This window comes from Clostridium grantii DSM 8605 (genome assembly GCF_900129965.1).
In the GTDB taxonomy this organism is placed as follows: domain Bacteria; phylum Bacillota; class Clostridia; order Clostridiales; family Clostridiaceae; genus Clostridium_AF; species Clostridium_AF grantii.
Genome location: NZ_FQXM01000005.1, coordinates 233,834 through 256,220 on the forward strand (window position 1 = coordinate 233,834; position 22,387 = coordinate 256,220).

At 29.8% G+C, this 22,387-nt stretch carries 19 protein-coding genes and 1 other annotated feature; of the genes, 13 read left to right on the forward strand and 6 right to left on the reverse strand.

Annotation, left to right across the window (positions count from 1 at the left end; genetic code table 11):
• Window positions 1-38: 38 nt before the first annotated feature.
• Window positions 39-650, forward strand: coding sequence for a TetR/AcrR family transcriptional regulator (locus tag BUB83_RS06070; RefSeq protein WP_073337551.1), 612 nt, complete (start codon window positions 39-41; stop codon window positions 648-650).
• Between the two features lie 41 nt (window positions 651-691).
• On the opposite strand, the gene BUB83_RS06075 is transcribed toward BUB83_RS06070, so the two are convergent.
• The 4 genes from BUB83_RS06075 to BUB83_RS06090 all read right to left on the reverse strand — a co-directional run bounded on the left by BUB83_RS06075 (window position 692) and on the right by BUB83_RS06090 (window position 5,718).
• Window positions 692-1,882 carry a DUF5692 family protein gene (locus BUB83_RS06075; protein WP_073337552.1) on the reverse strand — a complete coding sequence of 397 codons (1,191 nt, stop codon included), beginning with the start codon at window positions 1,880-1,882 and terminating at the stop codon, window positions 692-694.
• Between the two features lie 199 nt (window positions 1,883-2,081).
• Window positions 2,082-2,447, reverse strand: a complete 366-nt coding sequence (locus BUB83_RS06080; RefSeq protein ID WP_073337553.1) for an HsmA family protein — start codon at window positions 2,445-2,447, stop codon at window positions 2,082-2,084.
• A gap of 60 nt (window positions 2,448-2,507) precedes the next feature.
• Window positions 2,508-3,776, reverse strand: coding sequence for a DEAD/DEAH box helicase (locus BUB83_RS06085; protein WP_073337554.1), 1,269 nt, complete (start codon window positions 3,774-3,776; stop codon window positions 2,508-2,510).
• Between the two features lie 148 nt (window positions 3,777-3,924).
• Window positions 3,925-5,718 (reverse strand): PocR ligand-binding domain-containing protein, encoded by a 1,794-nt coding sequence (locus BUB83_RS06090; protein WP_073337555.1) that lies wholly within the window; start codon window positions 5,716-5,718, stop codon window positions 3,925-3,927.
• A gap of 225 nt (window positions 5,719-5,943) precedes the next feature.
• Here BUB83_RS06090 and uvsE point away from each other — a divergent pair, with 225 nt between their 5' ends.
• The gene (gene uvsE, locus BUB83_RS06095) at window positions 5,944-6,861 is read left to right on the forward strand and encodes a UV DNA damage repair endonuclease UvsE (protein ID WP_073337556.1); all 918 of its coding nucleotides are present in this window, start codon (window positions 5,944-5,946) and stop codon (window positions 6,859-6,861) included.
• 221 nt (window positions 6,862-7,082) lie between these two features.
• Here the strand turns inward: uvsE and BUB83_RS23045 are convergent, their stop codons facing one another.
• On the reverse strand, window positions 7,083-7,226 hold the full coding sequence (locus tag BUB83_RS23045) for an Lrp/AsnC ligand binding domain-containing protein (RefSeq protein ID WP_479723228.1): 144 nt from the start codon (window positions 7,224-7,226) through the stop codon (window positions 7,083-7,085).
• A gap of 256 nt (window positions 7,227-7,482) precedes the next feature.
• Here BUB83_RS23045 and BUB83_RS06100 point away from each other — a divergent pair, with 256 nt between their 5' ends.
• Genes BUB83_RS06100 through BUB83_RS06115 form a run of 4 tightly spaced genes read left to right on the forward strand, consistent with a single transcriptional unit; the run spans window position 7,483 to window position 10,897 of the window.
• Window positions 7,483-8,970, forward strand: a complete 1,488-nt coding sequence (locus BUB83_RS06100; protein WP_073337557.1) for an oxaloacetate decarboxylase subunit alpha — start codon at window positions 7,483-7,485, stop codon at window positions 8,968-8,970.
• A gap of 38 nt (window positions 8,971-9,008) precedes the next feature.
• Entirely contained in the window at window positions 9,009-9,311 is a 303-nt protein-coding gene (locus BUB83_RS06105; protein ID WP_073337558.1) for an OadG family protein, read from the forward strand.
• 48 nt (window positions 9,312-9,359) lie between these two features.
• Entirely contained in the window at window positions 9,360-9,734 is a 375-nt protein-coding gene (locus BUB83_RS06110; RefSeq protein WP_073337559.1) for a biotin/lipoyl-containing protein, read from the forward strand.
• Between the two features lie 59 nt (window positions 9,735-9,793).
• Window positions 9,794-10,897 (forward strand): sodium ion-translocating decarboxylase subunit beta, encoded by a 1,104-nt coding sequence (locus tag BUB83_RS06115; protein ID WP_242950636.1) that lies wholly within the window; start codon window positions 9,794-9,796, stop codon window positions 10,895-10,897.
• Between the two features lie 426 nt (window positions 10,898-11,323).
• On the opposite strand, the gene BUB83_RS06120 is transcribed toward BUB83_RS06115, so the two are convergent.
• Complete coding sequence (locus BUB83_RS06120; protein ID WP_073337561.1) at window positions 11,324-12,982, reverse strand: DUF5050 domain-containing protein; 1,659 nt, start codon at window positions 12,980-12,982, stop codon at window positions 11,324-11,326.
• A 176-nt stretch (window positions 12,983-13,158) separates the two neighbouring features.
• Between BUB83_RS06120 and BUB83_RS06125 the strand changes: the two genes are divergently transcribed.
• The 7 genes from BUB83_RS06125 (at window position 13,159) to BUB83_RS06155 (ending at window position 22,382) form a co-directional block, all read left to right on the forward strand.
• Window positions 13,159-14,049 carry a DMT family transporter gene (locus BUB83_RS06125; protein WP_073337562.1) on the forward strand — a complete coding sequence of 297 codons (891 nt, stop codon included), beginning with the start codon at window positions 13,159-13,161 and terminating at the stop codon, window positions 14,047-14,049.
• 129 nt (window positions 14,050-14,178) lie between these two features.
• Window positions 14,179-14,370 (forward strand) — a binding site (T-box leader).
• A 78-nt stretch (window positions 14,371-14,448) separates the two neighbouring features.
• On the forward strand, window positions 14,449-15,444 hold the full coding sequence (gene ilvC, locus BUB83_RS06130; RefSeq protein ID WP_073337563.1) for a ketol-acid reductoisomerase: 996 nt from the start codon (window positions 14,449-14,451) through the stop codon (window positions 15,442-15,444).
• 437 nt (window positions 15,445-15,881) lie between these two features.
• Window positions 15,882-17,576: a biosynthetic-type acetolactate synthase large subunit gene (ilvB, locus tag BUB83_RS06135; protein ID WP_073337564.1), complete on the forward strand. Its 1,695-nt coding sequence runs from the start codon at window positions 15,882-15,884 to the stop codon at window positions 17,574-17,576.
• A gap of 420 nt (window positions 17,577-17,996) precedes the next feature.
• Complete coding sequence (locus BUB83_RS06140) at window positions 17,997-18,683, forward strand: YveK family protein (RefSeq protein WP_073337565.1); 687 nt, start codon at window positions 17,997-17,999, stop codon at window positions 18,681-18,683.
• Between the two features lie 18 nt (window positions 18,684-18,701).
• A complete protein-coding gene (locus BUB83_RS06145) occupies window positions 18,702-19,442 on the forward strand; it encodes a CpsD/CapB family tyrosine-protein kinase (protein WP_073337566.1) in 741 nt (246 codons plus the stop codon).
• 80 nt (window positions 19,443-19,522) lie between these two features.
• Complete coding sequence (locus BUB83_RS06150; protein ID WP_073337567.1) at window positions 19,523-20,290, forward strand: tyrosine-protein phosphatase; 768 nt, start codon at window positions 19,523-19,525, stop codon at window positions 20,288-20,290.
• A gap of 166 nt (window positions 20,291-20,456) precedes the next feature.
• Window positions 20,457-22,382, forward strand: a complete 1,926-nt coding sequence (locus BUB83_RS06155) for a polysaccharide biosynthesis protein (protein WP_073337568.1) — start codon at window positions 20,457-20,459, stop codon at window positions 22,380-22,382.
• Window positions 22,383-22,387 lie beyond the last annotated feature (5 nt).

Consider the following 22,387-nt stretch of genomic DNA (forward strand, 5'->3'; position numbering starts at 1 on the left):
AAATAATGACACATAAAAATGCATAAAGGAGGAAAAACATGGCTGTAGATGGAAAAGAACGTATAGTTCAAGCTACTAAAAAGGTAATAGCTAGAAGTGGAATTACAGGGGCAACCATGAGAGCAATAGCTCAAGAAGCAGGCCTTAGCACAGGAGCTATCTACCATTATTATAAAAGCAAAGAAGAAATATTATATGAAATAATGGATACTAGTCTTTCAGAAACTGTTAGAGTAGAGGAAGAGCGTCGTATCAATAATTATACAACAGAGCATCTTATAGATATAATAGCTGAAAGAATAGGGGATAGATTTAGAAAAAAAGAAGAAAATACTTTGCAATTTCATTTGTCTAAAGAAGGTATTCTAGGGGATGAAGCTATTAAAGCAAAATTTCATAAAAAATATGAAGAATGGATACGCAACACAGAAGATCTACTAGGTGTACTATACAGTAAAAAATCTCCAAAACAGATGAAAGCAGTATGTTCATTACTTATAGGAGCAATAGATGGAGTAGTAATGCAATTATTATTAGAATCCAATCAAGCAGAAATAGAAGATATAACTGAGGTATATAAAGAATTATTAAAAGTGGGAATACCTAATTTCTTGGATCATTTAAATGAACTAGAAAAAGATAGTAAATAGCGAAGAAAAAGCTTCCGCGTTGGCGGAAGCTTTAATATTTTTTATTTAGTAGCTAATTTCATCTTTTTATCCTTAGATAAAGATTTAAGAAATACAACTAAACAAATAACGTTTAAAATAATACTTATAAAAGCAACTAAATTCATAGTTAAATCATTTCTAAACACCATTAATTGCATAGATTCTGTAAATCTTGGGAAAGTAAAATAATAAATAAACCAAGCAGCAAGTGTAAATCCTCTTGCTTGTAACCAAGTACCTTTTTTAATAAATAAAGCTGGTATAGTACAAGATACAATTACCATAAATTGACCTGAAGCAGAGCCAGGGAAATTTAAATAAACAAAAACCCAGTTCCAAACATCATAAGCTATAATCCAAAGAGTTGTCATCAAAGGCCAAACCATATCTCCTTCTTTTGAATCATCTTTTTTAAGCCCTTTCCAGCCATAATAAAGAGTGATAATTGAGAATATACCTGCTAAACCATTTAATATATTAGGCAATTTACCCATAGAAAAATCCTGGGAAACAGCTTCTAAAATATTTAAACCTAAAATAGTTGCAGCGATAAATTTAGCAGAATTTTTCTTTCCAAACTTAGTATATCTAACAAGGAAAAACCAGAAAACAGCAAAAACTACAGAATAAAGTTTTACCCATTTAAACCAGTGGCTAACTCCTTGTTTTGCAAAAATAGGAATAAAAGCAAAAGGAATAATAAAGTAAATTATAATAGTTGCCCACTTATATTTTCTACATAATTCATTTATACCAATCAAAACTATAGGAATCAATAACCAATAGAAAAAAGCTAGTCCACCTTTATGAAGATTAATAACACCAGTATATTCATCAGTGACAAAATCTATTTGAGAATCTGATTTTACTGTTAATACAGCATTATCAAAAGAAGTGATTTTATCATCTCCAGCACTGATAATCTGAATTTCATCACCATTTCTTTCAAATTTTTTAGTTTCAGTTAAATTTAAATCTCCAGATTCTTCTGTTAAATCAACAGTTCCATTTTCATTAAATTCAAATCTAAAAAATAAACCACCATCACTGGATTCTTTACCATCTATAAGAGTTTGCCAAGTTCCAGAAATACTATTATCATCAGCTTTTGCTACGAAAGATAGTGAGCACATTGATAAAATGGCCACAAGTAAAATAAGTATAAATTTTGTAATATTGCGACTAAAAACGTTTTCTTTAAAACTTTCCATAGTTCTATCCCCTTTAAATTTTCTACTTGTCATAACAAGCGTTCGGTAATGTAATTGTAACAAAATTATGAATTTACGTCAATAAAATTCATAATATTTTGTTAAAAAAATAACTATACATATAATAAAAAAAGGTTCATGATTTCAGAGGAAAATTTCATTAACTCTGAAACCGTGAACCTTAAAATTTTAATTCTTGTTACTTCATTGCAAAAATCATACCAGACAGAAAAGGAACTAGCCATATAAGCCAAACTAAAAGACTAAATTTATGAAAATTTAATTTCATATTTTCATCCTTTTTCACTAATACCACAGTTGCCCAAACAGCATGAAAAATCATAAGAATTATGGCAAGAAGCCCGGTAATACCATGAAAATTAAATTGGAATGAATTGCCGGAAAGATTACTCATAAGAGTGGTTCCGATGGTGTCAAATGCAAGACCTATCCAAAATATTACTAGATGCCACTTTTTTAAACTACCTTGTATTTTTTCGCTCCACACTCCAATGGTATAGAATACTAAAGCTAAAGTAATCGTTACTATTGCATAAATAAGCATAATTTTTTCTCCTCGTCGTTTTTTTTTAGATTCTTCTGTAAGTTTATTATGAAGCTTGTTTTATTTTTTTTGACTTTGTTTTTTTATGTTGTTATTATTTTTTTTTCTTCTCATTTTAGCGTAAGGATTAGAATTGGGTTTTTTACTTGATTTTCTATTTTTTGATACATCAGCTGTAACAATAGGAGCGTCACCCATAGGATAAGCATGATTTTCAATTAAAGGAATAGATTTATCTATAAGTTTTTCAATGTCTTTAAGAAAATCTTTTTCTTCATGGTCACAAAAAGTAATTGCAATACCATTATTACCAGCTCTACCGGTACGACCAATTCTATGAACGTAAGTTTCTGGGGGATTAGGCATGTCAAAATTAATTACATGAGACAATTCATCCACATCAATTCCTCTTGCAGCTATATCGGTAGCTACCAAAACTCTAGTTTTACCAGATTTGAAATCATTTAATGCCTTTTGTCTAGCAGATTGTGATTTATTTCCATGAATAGCTTGTGCATTAATTCCAGCTTTTTCTAAATCAGCTGTGATTTTATTTGCACCACGTTTTGTACGTGAAAAAACAAGGGCGGAAACTATAGATTTATCTTTTAATATATCATTAAGTAAGAATTTCTTATTCTTTTTATCCACATAATACATACATTGGTCAACGGTATCCACTGTGGAGGAAACTGGAGCCACTGCAACTTTTTCAGGGTTAACAAGAATTGAATCTACTAATTGAGAAATTTCTTTTGGCATAGTTGCTGAAAAAAGAAGTGTTTGTCTTTCTTTAGGAAGTTTTGATATGATTTTTTTAACATCATGAATAAATCCCATATCCAACATTCTGTCTGCTTCATCAAGCACAAAATAATTTATATCATTTAATTTAATATAATTTTGATTCATTAAATCCAATAATCTACCAGGCGTAGCAACTAAAATATCTACCCCAGCTCTTAAAGCGTTAATTTGATGCATTTTTGTTACACCGCCAAAAATAACTGTGTTTTTAAAATTTAAGTATTTTCCATACTCAGTAAAACTTTCATCGATTTGAATAGCAAGTTCTCTAGTAGGAGCTAGTATCAATGCTTTTATTTTCTTAGGTGTTTTTGTGTTGAATTTTTCATTATAAAGGTTTTGAAGAATAGGAATAGCGAAAGCAGCAGTTTTACCAGTGCCCGTTTGTGCACAACCTAAAATGTCTTTTCCTTCTAGTAGTATAGGAATAGATTGTTGTTGAATAGGAGTAGGATTTATATAACCTTTTTCATCCAAAGCTCTAAGTATATTTTTGTTAATATTAAAATTCTCGAATAACATGTTTCTCCTTCGTAAAGTAGCTTTTGAATTTTAAATGCCATAAATTATGCTAATATATTATAATGCATCTATTTAATCTACTTTCTATTGATACTATAAGCATAACTTTAATTATACCACACAAAATCAAACCCCGCACAAAAACCTTTTAATAAATATCAGAAAACTCAATACTAATACTATCTACATTACTAAGCACTGAATTACTTCTATCAATAAAAGAAGTACCAAGTTCGCTTTTCATAAGAGGAAAATAAAGCCTAAATTCACTTCCCTTTTGTAATTCGCTAGAAACAGCTATTCTACCCATTTGCATTTCCGTTAAAGATTTAACCAAAGATAATCCTATACCACTTCCTTCGCTAATGCGAGTAAAAGACTTGTCTACTTGTCTAAATCTTTCGAAGATAATCTTTTGCTTATTTAAAGGAATACCTATTCCCGTATCTTTAACTGTAATACAAGCATAATTATTAACAGCAGCAACTGATACAGAAATTTTACCGCCAGTAGGTGTGAATTTTATAGCATTAGATAATAAATTTAATATTATTCTTTCTATTTTTTCCTCATCACAAATTATAAAAAGTTCATTTGATTCTTTGGTGAATTCAAAGCTTAATTTATTTTCTTTCATATAGTGTTTTACGGAAAAACATATATTTTTTACCAAGCTTACTATATTATGAGGAACTAAAGTAAGCTTAAGAAAGCCAGAATCTATTTTTGTTATATCTATCATATTATTGGATAATTTCAATAATCTATAGGAATTTTTCTTGATTATTTTTCTATATTCTTCATTTTTATTTATATAGGTATTTAAATCATTTGTTTTAGAATAAAGTTCTAGAACCTGTAAGGCACTTATTATAACATTTAATGGAGTTAGAAATTCATGAGACATATTAGAGAAAAAATCTGTTTTTAATTTATCATAAGAAATAGCTTCATTAAGTAATTGGCTATACTCATCAGCCTTATTCTTATATTCCAAGGTTCTAATCATAACTAAAAATCCATTATAATCATCAAATATATACTTATTTACACCAATCAAGGTGTTAACTACTTTATTAGTATCTTTTCTAATCAATTTTATCTCAGAAAAAGGGATATCTTCTCCACTACTTATATGATCTAAAATTTTTCTGAATTTTTCTAAATCAGAAGAGTGAACACTAAATAAATCCTTTTGATTAATGCCAATTAAATCAGTGATTTTTGGTAAATTAAAAAAAAGTTGAGCTGCTTTGTTGGCAAAAGTTATCTTACCATCTACCATAACATAAAGAATATCTGGAAGATAATCCAGTAGTATTTTATATTTTTCTCTACTTTCTTTATAAATCATATTCATTTTTTTCAATTCTATATTTTTTTCTTTTATTTTACTTTCTAGAAGCTTATTTGAAGTTCTAAGAATACATCTTTGCTTTTTCTGAAGTAAAGATGTGTAATCTTTTTTTAATATAGTTGAAATAAATTGAGTAATCAAATTCTTATAGCTCTCAAGTTTATCTTCAGACACTATGGTTATTTCCTTTAAAGCTTCAAAATATTCCTTTTCATTGAAACCATAAAAATCACATTTCTTCTTATAAAAATCTAAATCAGGCTTTTCAGTAAAAAATTGTCCCAGTTGTATATAACCAATTATGTTCTTACATAATATTATGGGAACAGATAAATTACTTAAACCAAGGTGGCACTTAGGACTTTTATCAATACTGCATGCTAAAAGATGTTTATTATTAGAGCATATGTGGTTTAAAGTTGGACATTTTCTGTGAAAATTTTTACATAATTTGCTATTGGGGGATTCTATAATTATATCTCCGTGAACATTTATAACAAAAATAGTTATATCAGTAATTTTACTTAAATTATCTATCATTGAGCTTATAGCCTGCATATCAATAAGTTCGTCAAGTTTATACATGTTTACACCACACTAAGAAAGAATTTTGTTGTAATAATATATTTAATATACCAGTATTATATCAAATATACTCATTAATTGGAATAATTTTGTTCATTAAACAACAAAATTCTAAATTATTTATTAATTAGTATTTATTAATTAGTATTTATTAATTAGTATTTATTATTTATTGATTAGAAAATAATTAAATGATAAAATTATTACCAAGAAAGTAGGGATATTATGATTAAAAAAATAGGATATGCATGTATTAATGTAAACTTAAAACCAAGAGGATTTAAAGAATGTAGATTAAGTTCAGTTTATAAATATGGTATAGATTACTTAAGAGAGAAAATTATCAATAACCTTCAATTAACAAAAGACATTTTAGAATGGAATATAAAAAATGATATATACATGTATAGAGTCACTAGCACCTTGCTACCATTAGTTACCCATCCAGATATTATAAGGGATTTTCAGTGGCGTTGGCAAAAGGATGAAGAAATATGTGGGTATATGAATGAAATCAAAGATGTAGTGGAAAAAAACAATATAAGATTATCCATGCATCCAGATCAATTCACAGTGCTCAATAGTTTAAATCCAAAAGTAGTAGAAAATAGTTTTGAATATTTGAAATATCATTACCAAGTTTTAGAAAAATTAGCAGGTAAAGATATTATAATTCACACAGGGGGAGTTTACGGGGATAAACAAGCTTCTATGGATAGATTTATAGAAAACTACGGAAAACTAGATGAAAATATAAAGAAAATGCTTAGATTAGAAAATGATGATGTTTCTTATAGGGTACAAGATGTTCTTTATATTAGTGAAAAATGTGGCATACCTATAGTGCTAGATATTCATCATCATAATTGTAATTATGAACTAGCATTAACACACAATCATATTGAAAGAATCAAAAACTCTTGGAAATCAACAGGATTAATCCCTAAAATGCATATAAGTAGTGGGAAAACTGGCATAAATGATAAAAAACATAGTGATTATGTGAAGTGTGAAGATTTGGCTAATTTAAAAAGCTTGCTTATAGATATAGATATTGATTTAATGGTGGAAGCCAAAATGAAAGATGAAGCTGCGCTTGAAATAATGAAATGCAAAGAACAAGAAAAAAACACTATCAAATAGGTAGTGTTTTTGTTTTAAAGTAAAACCTTTCTTATAACTCTTCAAAATAAATACCTCCTTGGATAAAGTAAAACCTTTACTACAAATTATACCAAATAAAACCAAAAAAAGGCTAGTTTAATTGTGAATTTATTGCATATTTATAAAAAATAGATTTATTAAGCAACAGGCTCCATTTTTTAATGGAAATCTCTCAACTATTTGCCACTTTAAATTCAATCTTATTCCAAGGCATTATATTCCATATTTGTAGACAAAACAATAGAAGTATTTGTATCTTCAATTTGTTGAAGCTTATTTATAAAAGATTCTAATTCTGAAATCTCACGAAAACAAGCTTTAATTATCATACAACAGATTATCATTTTCAGTATATCATATTGTTAAACGCAGTAGAACAAAATAAACTCAAATTATCAATTTAATAATATAAAGTTTTAAAATCTTTTAGTTTAATAAAAAAAAAGAAACGGGAATTGACTAATTAAAATTAGGAAATTTGGTTAATATATTCACAAAGGTAAAGTGGAGTGATATTATAAAGATAGAGACAGTTTAAAGGCAAGTGGATAGTGGATAGTTAGTGGTTAAATATAAGAATAAAAAAAAGAGGTGACTATTATGAATAAACTAAAAATAACAGAAACCGTTCTCAGAGATGGGCATCAAAGTCAAATAGCTACAAGGCTAAAAATAGAGGAAATTCTTCCTATAGTAGAGACTATGGATGAAGTTGGATATTATGCTATGGAAGTTTGGGGAGGAGCCACTTTTGATGTTTGTTTAAGATATTTAAATGAAAATCCTTGGGAAAGGCTTAGATTAATAAAAGAAAAAGCTAAAAAAACAAATCTGCAAATGTTATTAAGAGGACAAAATCTTTTGGGTTATAAGCATTATTCTAATGATATAGTTGAAAGATTTATTCAAAAATCCATTTATAATGGAATAGATATTATTAGAGTTTTTGATGCTTTGAATGATGTTAGAAATTTAAAGAAATCAATAGAAGTTATTAAAAAAGAGCAAGCCCATTGTCAATGTGCTATTTCTTATACAACTAGCAAAATTCATACTATTGATTATTATACAAAGCTAGCCAAGACCATGGAAGATATGGGAGCGGATTCTATTTGTATAAAGGATATGGCAGGAATTTTAACTCCTGATAATGCTTTTGAATTAATTTCGCAGTTGAAGAGTAGTATAAAGGTACCCATTGAGTTACATGGACATTGTACAAGTGGCATTATTGAAATGACTTATATGAAAGCTATAGAAGCAGAGGTAGATATAGTAGACACTGCTATATCAGCATTTTCATCAGGAACCTCTCAGCCTTGTACAGAATCTTTAAATGAAGTGTTTAAAAATAATGAAAGAGCTTTAAATTTAAACGAAGAAAAAATGAAAAAAGTAGCAGCGCATTTTTCTAGGGTAAAAGAAAAGTATATAGAAGATGGAACTTTTAATCCTAGAGTTATGAAAATAGAGCCTCAAATATTAGAATACCAAGTTCCAGGAGGAATGCTTTCAAACTTATTATCACAACTAAAAGCTCAAAATGCAGAAAATAGATATGAAGAGGTATTGAATGAAATACCAAGAGTAAGAGAAGATTTAGGCTTTCCGCCACTAGTTACTCCATTAAGTCAAATGGTTGGAACTCAATCAGTATTTAATGTTTTAATAGGGGAAAGGTACAAGATGATTCCTAAAGAAATAAAGGATTACGTTAAAGGATTTTATGGACGAGCTCCTGTACCAATAAAGGAAGAAATAAAAAAGAAAATAATCGGGGAAGGAGTCACCATTGATTATTGCCCTGCAGATAAAATAGAACCAATGTATGAGAAAACAAAAAAGGAAATAGAAGATTTAACACAAGAAGAAGAAATGATCCTAGCTTATGCAATATTTCCAGATGTGACAAGAACATATTTAGAAAATCAGAAAAAACAGATAAAAGAAAATATTAAGGAAAACATTAAAGAAAACATTAAAGAAAACATTAAAGAAAACATTAAAGAAAACATTAAAAATAACATGAAAAATAACATTGAAGATAATGTTGAAGAGGATACTTATTATATTGAAATTGTAATGTGATTTTTATAATCATATAGATAAAAGAAAGGAAGAAAGCAATGAAAGAATATATAACCATTATTGAAGCTTTAAAAATAACGGCTATTTGCATGGGTATTGTATTTGTAACCCTTTACGTCATTTCCTTGATTATAGGATTATTTAAAATAATTTTTTCAGAAAAAAAGGAAAAATCACAGGTTACAGAAATAGAAAAAGTTAAAGGGAAAGAAGAAAAAATCATTGGTAAAGCTGTGACAGATGAAGAAGTAATAGTAGCTATAACGGCTGCAATTAATATGAGTAATGAGAAGAAGAATAGTAAGTTTAGGATAGTGTCTATGAGGGAAGTTGGGGAGTAGAAAGTTTAAAATGATAACCAATTAACAACCTAAAAAGGAGAGAGTTGAATGAAAAAATATAAAGTGAAATTAAACGGTAAGGTATATGAGGTAGAGGTAGAAGAAATGGAAGTAACTTCTGAGCCAGCAACTTTTAATGGGGATGAGGATAAGCAGAAAGAAAAGGAAAAGCAGAGTGAAGTAGCAGCTACTAATTCTGTTGAGGGGGAAGAAATTTTGGCTCCTCTCCCGGGGAATATTTTAGAGGTTAAAGTAAAAGAAGGGGATAGTGTAAAAAAAGGCCAGATTCTTTTTATACTTGAAGCAATGAAACTTGAAAATGAGATTGTAGCCTCAAATGATGGTATTGTTGGAAGAATTCTTGTGAATAAAGGTGGAACCGTTGTTACGGGAGAATGTTTGGGGGTTTTGAAGAGAAACTAAAAATGGACAATCTGAAAATAGCAACATAAAAAATAATAAAGTAGAGAGGAATTAAAAACATGTTACTAGATTTTTTAAATAGTGTAGGGTTTATGGCGCTTGGATGGCAACAAATTTTGATGATTGGAATAGCATGCTTTTTCTTATATTTAGCTATTAAGAAACAATACGAGCCTTACCTTTTATTACCTATAGCTTTCGGCATGTTAATGGTGAATTTGCCTAATACTGGATTGATGGATGAAGGAGGGCTATTTCATTATTTATATATGGGAACAAAGCTTGGAATTTATCCTCCTATAATATTTTTATGTGTGGGTGTTTGTACAGATTTTGCACCTTTGATTGCAAATCCTAAAAGTATATTACTTGGTGCGGCGGCTCAGTTTGGTATATTTTTTGCTTTTATAGGGGCTATATTGTTGGGGTTTGATGGAGCGGCTGCTGCAGCTATTGGAATTATAGGGGGAGCGGATGGCCCCACGGCAATTTATTTAACTTCAAAACTTGCACCGGATTTATTAGGTCCTATTGCACTAGCAGCTTATTCTTATATGGCTTTGGTGCCAATAATTCAACCTCCAATAATAAAAGCTTTAACTACAAAAGAAGAAAGACAAATAAAAATGGAGCAATTAAGATTTGTATCAAAAAAGGAAAAAGTGGTTTTCCCTATTGTAGTTGCAATTTTTGTTATATTGCTACTTCCTTCTTCAGCTCCATTGATAAGTATGTTAATGTTTGGAAATTTAATAAAAGAATCAGGGGTTGTACCTAAATTAGTAGAAACAGCTCAAAATTCTTTGATGTATATAGTTACAATATTTTTAGGATTAACAGTAGGGGCTAAAGCCGATGCAGAAACTTTTTTAAATCCTACTACATTAAAAATAATTGCTCTAGGATTAATTGCTTTTGCGGTAGGAACAGCATCAGGAGTACTATTTGGAAAATTAATGTGTAAGTTAACAAAAGGCAAAATTAATCCAATGATCGGTGCTGCAGGAGTATCAGCTGTACCAATGGCAGCTAGAGTAGTGCAAAAGGTAGGACAAGAAGAAAATCCTTCAAATTTCTTATTAATGCATGCCATGGGTCCCAATGTAGCGGGAGTAATAGGCTCAGCCGTAGCCGCAGGAGTGTTACTCAGTATATTTGGATAGGGAAATATTTCCTATAAAAGAACAAATTTTGCTTTAATTAAAGCTTAAATTTAAGATAAATAAAAAATATGTAATAATTCCATAAAAAATTTAGGAATTAGAATGATAAATTGTGAAAAAGGTGATATAATACTGATAGGCCCAGTTTTTTTATTGTACTAAATTAATTTTTATTGGGTAGAATACTTAGTGGATAGTGGACAGTGAATAGTGAACAAAGAACAGTAAATAATCACCTTTCCAACTCTTCCAACATACCAACTTACCACCTTACCAACTCACACAAAATACCGGCAAAGATAGCCTAGAAGTATAAAAGGTTTAACTTGAACTTCTATTCTAATCAAATATAAAATAAATCCTCAGATTATCTGAGGGTTTATTTATTTTGTAGAAGAGCATATTCAGTTTTTCTTTTAGCTAAATCTATCTTTTTTTATAATTATAAACTTTCCATTCGTCATCTACTAAGATTACAGAGTAAGTCCATTGGTAGTTCTTAATTTCTTCAACTCCATTTACAACTTTTTTTAAAGTTTCGTTTACGTCTACTTCTCCAGTTGTTTCTTTTATTCTTGTAGCTTTAACTTCAATATTTAAAAATTCTTCGTCAATAATATTTCTTTGAAACTTGGAGAGATAATCATATATAGGGCTGTTAGGGGCTATATAATCTTTAACTAATTCATTTTCTTCATTTACATAATCTGCCCAAGCATTATCAAAATCAATTATCAAATTTGATATAATTTCTTCAGGTGAGGGTTCTTCAATTGTTAATTCCTTTGTTAATTCCTCAGTGATAGATTCTTTAACTTGGGTTTCAATATTGGGTAAGTATATTTTTTCTGCAGAGGAATTCTTATATGAATAAACTAAATTCTTTCCTAGCAGCGAAATTTTTGAAACATTTTTGTCTATAAAAGTTGTTTCCTTATTGTTTGTATTATAGCTATGTAAATCCCCATTTTCAAGGGTAAAGTATAATAAATCTTCAGAACTTAGGATTTCTGATAAAGAAAGCTTTTCTAAATTGACTAAAGATACTTTTTCTTCTCCTAATAAATTAACTTTATTAATATAAAATTTATTGTTACTATCTTCACTAGAATAAAAAATTTCATTTTCCCCAACACAAAAGTCTGTAACTTTGGTAGCTATTAATTTAGTTTTATCATCTTTATTTGAAACAAACAAATCTTTAGATATACTTGTATCATCTAAAATAAATAAATTGTTTTTTAATATTTTGATTTTATCAATGTTGAAACCTCTAAAGATGGTTGAAGAATTTCCGGTTTTATCAATTTTAATTATCCTACTTAAACTATCTTTTTTTACATAATAAATTTCATTATTATAATAAAAGATATTTTTATTTTCTGCTAAAGTATCAAAAGTAAAAGAATTTTGTTTTGTTAATAGCTTATCATCAATACTTAAAGAGTAAAGAAAATTTTCATCTTTATTTTCTTGGATGAAATAAATATTATCTTTAATAACATAAAGCAAAGAAGTTATATTTATAGATTTATCTACAGAAATTTCCTTTTTGGTTTTTTTATTAATATCAACGACGAATATATTATTATTCTCTGCATAATAAATAATATTATCTTTTATAATCATATCTTTAAAATTATGTACACCATCTTCAAATTTGTAAGTCATATCTTTCAGTGTATTTATATTTTCTAGGTTTTTCATTTCGCCGTAATGAAAGCTATAATCATTGTTATTATTTGCCCAATAAAATAATATATTTTCACTAATGGTAAAATCAATTATTTTTCCATTACTATCAATAATAGTAGTTGATTCCCCGGTGATTTCATTTATGGCTGAAATATTATCATCTTTATCAATATAATATATACTTCCATCATAATAGTTAGAAGTAAAAGCATCTATTATTAAAGCACTGGTTTTTATAGAATTTAGATTTTGAGAATTCTCAGTAGTATTTTCCATAGAGTTTTTATTAGATTCTTTAGTAGAAAAATTATTTAAATTATAATTTTTATTTATGTTACATCCAGTTATTAATACTGAACAGGTTATAAAAATAATGAAGAGTTTTTTCATAAAAGTATCATCCTTTCTTTACATATATCAATTTTACTATATTGTTTTAAATTATCATAACCATTTATTGTATTTTTATAAATATAGAAAAAAATAAGTGAGGGAGGGAGATATTTTTCATGGATGGTGGTATAATTTAGTGGGGATTTGAAAAGTTGGAAAAGGGGGAGTATTATTTGAAATCAAGTTTTAAAATTGTTTTTGCTATGATTATTTGGGGTAGTTTAGGTTTGTTTGTAAAAAACATAGAAATGCCTTCTATGGAAATTGCTTTTTTTAGAGCTATTATTGCAACTTTTATACTTTTAAGTATAGGAATTATTAAAAAGGATTTGAATATTAGGAATTATTCTAAGATGAATTTAATTTTACTTATGGCCTCGGGAATTGCTATGGGGTTTAATTGGGTGTTACTTTTTCAAGCTTATAAATTTACATCTATAAGTAATGCTACTTTATCTTATTATTTTGCTCCAGTTTTTGTGGTTATGGCAGCACCTATTGTGTTAAAGGAAAAGTTATCTATTAAAAAAATCCTTTCAGTATTGGTGGCACTAGGGGGCTTAGTTTTAATTATAAATAATGGTGCTGGGGAAACTTTAGGTAAGGGCAATGATTTTATTGGAATTGCTTATGGATTGAGTGCAGCGGTTTTATATGCTACTGTTATTTTCTTAAACAAAAGAGTGGTAGGACTTACAGGGTTTGAAAGAACTATTGTTCAATTGGCTGCTTCTGTTGTAGTGCTTATACCTTTTGTTATAGTTAGAAATAATATTAATTTTTCAGGTTCAAATTCTTTGATTTTTATGATTATAGTAGGGGTTGTACATACAGCTCTAGCTTATATTTTATATTTCTCAGGAATAAAGGATACTGAGGTTAATACTGCAGCTATGCTTAGCTACATTGACCCAATATCAGCCTTACTGCTAGGAGCTTTAGTGCTGGGAGAAGGAATAACAATATGGCAAATTTGTGGTGGAGTTATGATATTAGGAGCTAGTTTCTTTGTAGAATTAAAAGACTTAAAGTTAAAAAGAAGGAAGAGTGTAGTTGAAAGTTGATAAGGGATAGTGAACTTCATCTTTCCCACAAAATATTCATACTAGCAAAATATTGCTAAAAATGTGGCAACATAATTAGTTGCAAAATACTTCATTACATTGTATTCTAGTAAACAAATATGAAAAGTTTTTTCAGCGTTGATTGGGAAGAGTAATATGAAAAATATCTTTTAGAGAGTGGGGAAAGGTGAAAGCCCATAGATAATTATCATAAGAAAATCACCCAGGAGCTGCCAGCTGAAGTTAGTAAGCTGTGCCGGTTATGAGCCGTTATTTCATTGAGATATAAAATTGAGTGGAACCGCGGATGACGCCTCATGGATGTCAGTCTGCTTTTTTTTACAAAAAAATAAGCATAAAGTGTACACTGTACACTGAAATATAAGGGGGACTTAAAAAATGGCAAAGATATATTATGAACAAGACGCGAATTTAAATTTATTACAAGGTAAGAAAGTAGCAATTATAGGTTATGGTAGTCAGGGGCATGCTCATGCACTTAACTTAAAAGAAAGTGGAGTAGATGTTTGCGTTGGTTTATATGAGGGCAGTAAATCAAAAGCAAAAGCAGAAGCAGCAGGACTTGAAGTATTAGAAACTTCAGAAGCAGCAAAAGCCGCTGATGTAATAATGATTTTAATACCAGATGAAACTCAAGGTGCGGTTTATAATGAAAAAATCAAACCTTACTTAGAAGAAGGAAATGCACTTGTGTTTGCACATGGTTTCAATATTCACTACAAACAAATAATAGCACCAGATTTTGTAGATGTATTCATGGTTGCACCAAAAGGACCAGGACACACTGTAAGAAGTCAATTTGAAATAGGAAATGGAGTTCCTTGCTTAATAGCTATACACCAAGATGCTACAGGATCAGCAAAAGACATGGCTCTTGCATATGCTAAAGGAGTAGGCGGTACTAGAGGTGGAGTTTTAGAAACTACATTTAAAGATGAAACAGAAACAGATTTATTCGGAGAGCAAGCAGTTTTATGTGGAGGTGTTACAGCCTTAATGCAAGCAGGTTTTGAAACATTAGTAGAAGCAGGTTATGCACCAGAAAATGCTTACTTTGAATGTGTACATGAAATGAAATTAATAGTAGACCTTATATTCCAAGGTGGATTCGAATATATGAGATACTCAATTAGTGATACAGCTGAATACGGAGACTACGTAACAGGTTCTAGAATAATCACAGAAGATACTAAAAAAGAAATGAAATTAATTCTTAAAGAAATCCAAGAAGGAACATTTGCTAGAAACTGGTTAGCAGAAAACCAAGTAAATAGACCATACTTCAACAGAATGAGAGCCATTGGTGCAGATCATCAAGTTGAGAAAGTTGGAAAAGAATTAAGATCAATGTTCTCATGGAGCAAGAAACAATAAAAAAACAGTAAAAAAAGAAGTTAAAAGATTAAAAGAGCTTATTATCTACAATGATAAGGTGGGGACTCTTTTGCATAGCAAAAGACTTTTAAAATCTTTTACTTCAATATTAGTAAGCAGAGTTAAGGGTACAACATTTAATGTTTAAATAAAACTCGTTGTAGCAAATTGTTTTATGTAAAAAATCCATGCAAAGCTGGAGCCTGTAAGAACTCCAGCTTTATCAGAAATCTTGCTAATGCAGGATTTCTGATAAAAACAAAGAGAATAAAATAGAAATACACTTATTTTGAAAATTATCGGAATATTCTGATTAATATATGTAGGGGCTGGTTTCCATGCCAGCCTGTTTTCTTCATAAAACAAATGCAACATCATGGATCAAATGTTATATCATCAAATTAATGTCATATCATCAAATTAAAGGGGGGTTTTTTATGAAGTTAAATGGGGCACAATTATTTTTACAATGTTTAAAAGAATTAAATGTAGATACTTTCTTTGGATATCCAGGTGGGTCTGTTTTACCAATATATGATTGTTTATATTATGAGAGAGAATTAAAGCATATACTTACTGCACATGAGCAAGGAGCTACACATGCAGCAGATGGGTATGCTAGAGCTTCCGGCAAGGTTGGTGTGGCTCTTACTACTTCAGGTCCAGGTGCTACTAATAGCGTTACGGGTATAGCAACGGCTTTTAGTGATTCAGTGCCTATAGTGGTGATTACAGGACAAGTACCTACTGCTTTATTAGGAAGACATTCTTTTCAGGAAATGGATATAAGAGCTATTACAAAGCCTATTACTAAAAAAACTTTTTTAATAGATGATGTTAATAAAATTGCAGAAATATTTGAAGAAGCTTTTTTCTTAGCAAAAGAAGGAAGACCAGGTCCCATTCTTGTAGATTTTCCAAAAGATATTCAATTAACAGAAGTGGAATATGAAGTAGGGACAATAGCTAAATTAAGAGAAGCTAGATTAAAAAATGCAGAAGTTACATTTGATTCAGATTTCGATTCTTTAAAGCAAGCTATACAATTGGCAGCAGATGCTATAAATAATTGTGAAAGACCTATGATTTACGCTGGGGGCGGCGTAGAAAAATCAGGTGGCGAAGCGGCTCTTTTAGAATTTGCAGAAAAAATTAAATCTCCAGTAACTACATCTTTAATGGGCCTTGGTGGATTTCCAGGCACTCATAAATACTTTACAGGATTACCAGGTATGCATGGAACTAGAAGCTCAAATTTAGGCATTAGTAAATGTGATGTGCTTATAGCTATTGGTTGTAGATTTTCAGATAGAGTAACAGGTAAAACTTCTGTTTTTGCTGAAAAAGCTACCATTATTCATATAGATATAGATGAAAAAGAATTAGGTAAAAACGTAGGAGTAGATCTTCCTTTAAAGGGAGATGTAAAGAAAGTTTTAACCGCTTTAATTGATTTAGTAAATCCTCGCGTAGAAAATAAGTGGAATGAAGATGTTCAAAAATGGAAACAAGATTTTCCATACAAATATAATGATGGAGGAGTACTTACTGGGCAATATGTGGTGGAAGAACTTTATAAAGTTACTAAAGGAGATGCCATTATCACTACAGAAGTAGGACAAAATCAAATTTGGACAGCGCAATATTATAAATTTAATGATTCTAAAAACTTTATATCTTCAGGTGGCATGGGCACCATGGGGTATGGTCTTCCAGCAGCAGTGGGAGTTTCCTTTACAACTGGTGGTAAAAAAGTAATTAATGTGGCTGGAGACGGAAGTTTTATGATGAATTCTCATGAACTTTCTACAGTTTCTAGATATAGAATACCTATGCTACAATTGATATTTAATAATTCAACTTTGGGCATGGTTTATCAATGGCAAGGATTATTCCATGGCAATAGATATTCCTTCACAGAATTTGGAGATGAAGTTTCTTTTGAAAAATTAGCAGCAGCTTATAATATTCCTTATTTTAAACTTGATAAAAAAGAAGAAGCTGAAAAAGTTTTAAAAGCAGCATTAGAAATAGAAGGACCAGTTATAGTGGAATGTATAATTCCTTGTGAACAAAATGTTTACCCTATAGTACCACCAGGGGAAAGTATTGAAAATATGATAGAAGAATAGAATAAAAAGGATGTATTTCTCATAAAGAGTTCATTTGCTTTTGCAAATGGGCTTTTGTTGTGGAAAAATATAACCCTATTATTTATTGGAATTATGATGAAAAGAAATCATAATAACTGATATTTATGCGATAAAGATTTAAGGGGATTATTTCAAGCTACTTAGTTTTTTATACATATTTATACAAAAAAACTTAGTAATTCTAAAAAAAGTATGATATAATACAAATGAATTTATAATAAGAGAAAATAAATAAAATTTCGATTGATTTTGAATAAATTAACAATGAAATTGTCATATATGTATGTTATAATCAATTGTATAATTTAAATTAAGAAATCATTTAATTTAAATTAAGAAATCATTCGAAATTTATCTTTTTATAAAAAAATAAGGAAAAAAATGGACGGAGGAAAAATAATGGAAGAAGAAATGACCTTGGACCTGAAAGAATTATTCTACATTTTGAGAAAAAGAATGGGTCTTATAATTGGTATTACTTTGGCATCAACTATAATATCCATAATTATAAGTTTTTTTGTATTAACACCAGTTTATGAAGCGAAAATGAGTGTGGTTATAGGAAAAGCGGAAACAACTTCCACAGATTCAGCATACAGTTTAAATGATGTTACTATGTTCCAAAAATTAGTTAAAACTTATGCAGAAGTTGCAAAATCAAGAGTAGTAGCTCAAAGTACCTTAGATTTAATGGACACAGATCTAGAAGTTGACGATTTAATTGAAATGGTTACTGTTACTCCACAAGCAGATACACAACTTATGGACATAACAGTTAAATCTACAAATCCAGAAGAAGCAAAACAAATCGTATCATCATTAACTTTGGCTTTTATAAAAAGAGCAGAAAGTTTAATATCTAATAGTAGTATAGAAATATTAGACCAACCTGAATTACCAGAAAACCCAGTAGCACCAAATAAAAAATTAAATGTAGCTATAGCCTTCTTTTTAGGACTTATGGTATCGGTAGGCTTAGTTTTTGTTATAGAATTTATGGACAACACTGTTAAAACTAAAGAAGATGTAGAAAAGATACTTGATTTGCCAGTAATTGGATTAATTCCGGAGCATGAAGCAGAATAGGAAAAGGAGTTGTTTTATTTGTTAATCGTAAAACGTGATGCCAAGAGTGTATCAGCAGAAGCTTATAGAACTCTTAGAACTAATATACAGTATTCTTCAGTAGATAAAGAAATGAAAACTATTTTATTAACAAGCGCAGGGCCAGGTGAAGGAAAATCTTCTACTACAGGTAATTTAGCCTACACTTTAGCAACAGTTGATAAAAAAGTTGTTATTGTAGATTGTGATATGAGAAAACCTAGCGTACACAAGAAAATGAGACTTTCTAATACTGTAGGATTATCAAATTATTTAGCAGGAGAAGTAAAATTAGAAGAAGCACTTCAATTAATTGATAAGAATATTTTTGTAATTACATCAGGCCCAATTCCTCCAAATCCAGCGGATATGTTGGGATCTAATAAAATGAAAGCTTTGATATCAAAACTAGAAGAAAATTTTGATTATGTATTACTAGATACACCACCAGTAATAGCAGTAACAGATGCCCAAGTTTTAGCCGGAAATGTAGACGGGGTAGTATTAGTAGTAGCTTCAAAACAAGCAGATAAAGATGCTGTAGTAAGAGCTAAAGAATTGTTACTAAAAGTTGGAGCTAATATTATTGGAGTAGTACTTAATAAAGTGGAAATGCGTAAAGGTAAGGGTTATGGATACCAGTATTACTATTATTATGGACAAGACGATAAAAAGAGTACAAAAGGGAAAAAAACTAAAAAACCTAAGAAACCAGAATTAAATAGTGCGGCCGTAAAGTAAAAGATAGTAGGGGCGGGTTTCCATGCCCGCCAGTTTGTACTCCCACAACTAAACTATACTAAAGAAAAGGAGTGAAACCAATGCTGGATATGCACAACCACAGTCTCCCAGGAATTGATGATGGATCACAAGATATGGAAACAACGTTGAAAATGCTAAAAATGGCTAAGGCTGATGGTATAAGTAAAATAATTGTTACGCCACATTATTATAAGTTTAATTTTGAAAATAGCTATTCAGATGTGATAAAACTTATAGAGATTGTTAATTATCGTGCAAAAGAAGCTGGCATTGATATTCATATTATGCCTGGGCAAGAAGTTTTTCTTGATGAGTTTACTTTGGCACTTTATAAAGAAGGTATTGTTGGTACTTTAAACAATTCTAAGTATATGTTGGTAGAAATGGATCCTAGAAAATTAGGGGAAGAAATTTTGGATATTATTTATGAATTGAGAGTTCAAGGGATTGTGCCTATTATCGCTCATCCTGAAAGATATGCTTTTATTCAAGAAAGTTTAATCTCTTTAAATTATTTTATTAAAGAAGGGTGTTTGTTTCAAGTGAATGCAGGTTCTTTACTTGGTAAATTTGGTAATAAGGTTGAGAAAACAGCTTTTTCTTTGGTAAATGAAGGGTTTTGCGATTTTATTGCATCAGATGCACATTCATTAGGGGTTAGATCGCCTAGGATAAAAGAATCATTCGACATTATTACTAAAAAAAGTGCAAAAATCATTGATGACATTAGCGATAATTGTCGAATATTGTTGAAAGATGGCGACATTGTTGTAAATAGGGAGATATATAGAGAAAAGAAGAAGATGTTTGGGTTTTTTAGGAGATAATAAGGCCAAACATTAGTATTTGTTGAATTTTACTTGATTATCACTGGATTTAAGACTGTTTGTTTGCAGTTGAATTTGGTATCATTGATTGAGTTGTTATGAGTTTAGGATTGTTAAGGCAATTTGTGTTCAACTGAAAAAAATTATTTTAAGGGAAGGGGATACTTTGAAAAATTTTTTAGATAAATTAAAACTTCGGCATAAAAAAGTATTACTTATATTTTTAGATGTTATTTTTGTGAATTTCTTTTATGGATTTGCTTTTCTGTTGCTTGAGCAGCGAAATGAAATTAATATTTGGGGATTTGTTCTTGCGACTTGTACTTATTTATTCTTTTTTTATGTTTTTAAATTGTATGATTCATTATGGAAATTTGCAGGGTCTTACGAATTTTTGAATGTTATTATGGCTAATGCATGTGCTACATTAACTTTTAATGTTCTAAAGATTATTCTTTTAAAACAAGGATTGAATTTTACTAGAGCTGTAATATTTTCTTTATTTACAGTAACACTCACTTTTTCATCAAGAATGTTTTATAGATTTTTAAGACGATATATGATATTTCTTCAAACTAAATCTATGAATAGTTGTTTGATTCCAAAGAAAGTAATGATAATTGGAGCTGGCTATACAGGGTCATTAATTATTAAAGAAATGCTTTCTAATGTACACCTTGGTTATTCACCACAAGCAGTTATTGATGATAACAGAAGTAAATGGGGTAGCTACATTAATAAAGTTAAAGTTGTAGGTGGTAGAAATCAAATACGTAATTATGTAAAAAAAGAAAATATTGAAATTATAGTCATTGCTATAGCTAAAATATCTCAGAAAGAAAAAGTGGAAATTATAAATATTTGTAAAGAAACGGGTTGTGAACTTAAAATAATCCCTGCTTATAATGAAATTTTAAATGATGATGTTTTCCTTAGTAAAATGCGAGATGTGGCAGTAGAAGACTTACTTGGAAGAGATACAGTTCAATTGGATATGGAAGGTATTAGTGTTTACCTAGAAAATCGTGTAGTATTAGTTACTGGCGGTGGTGGTTCTATCGGATCAGAGTTATGTAGGCAAATCTCTAAATTCAAACCTAAGCAGCTCTTGGTATTAGACATTTATGAAAATAACGCATATGATCTTCAAAACGAATTAAAAACTTTATTCCCTAATTTGAATTTAACTGTGCTTATTGCAAGCATTAGAGATAAGAAAAGACTTGAAGCTATTTTTGCTAAATTTAAACCAGAAGTGGTGTTCCATGCAGCAGCACATAAACATGTGCCTTTAATGGAAGAAAGCCCAGGGGAAGCTATTAAAAATAATGTTTTTGGTACTTTGAATTTGGTGGAATGTGCTGATAAACATGGTGTTGATAGATTTGTACAAATTTCCACAGATAAAGCAGTAAATCCTACTAATGTTATGGGAGCTACTAAACGTATTTGTGAAATGATAATACAAGCTATAGATAAAACAAGTGAAACAAAGTTTGTGGCAGTTCGTTTTGGTAATGTACTTGGTTCTAATGGGTCAGTTATTCCATTATTTAAGAAACAAATTGCAGCAGGCGGACCAGTTACTTTAACCCATAAAGATATAACTAGATTCTTTATGACTATCCCAGAAGCAGCTCAATTAGTACTTCAAGCGGGTGCTTTTGCAGGTGGAGGAGAAATCTTTGTACTTGATATGGGGAAACCTGTAAAAATCTACGATTTAGCCAGTGATCTTATAAAGCTTTCAGGATTTGAGCCTGAGAAAGAAGTTAAAATCGAAATTACTGGACTAAGACCAGGGGAAAAACTTTATGAAGAGTTGTTAATGGATGAAGAAGATTTGGGTAAAACTAAGCATGAAAAGATATTTATCGGACAACCAGCTGATATTTCTTTTGAAAAATTAAAGAATAAATTAGGTGGGGTTAGGCTTTTATTAGAAGCAGAAGATGATGAGATGGTATTTGCGGTTGTTAGGGATTTAGTACCGACTTATTGTAGTAGAAATGGATCTAGTGATGAAGTGATAGAAAAAGAAATAAAAGAAATAATTGATACGAAGCAAGAAGCAGCAGTGAGTATGTTATAAAGTGT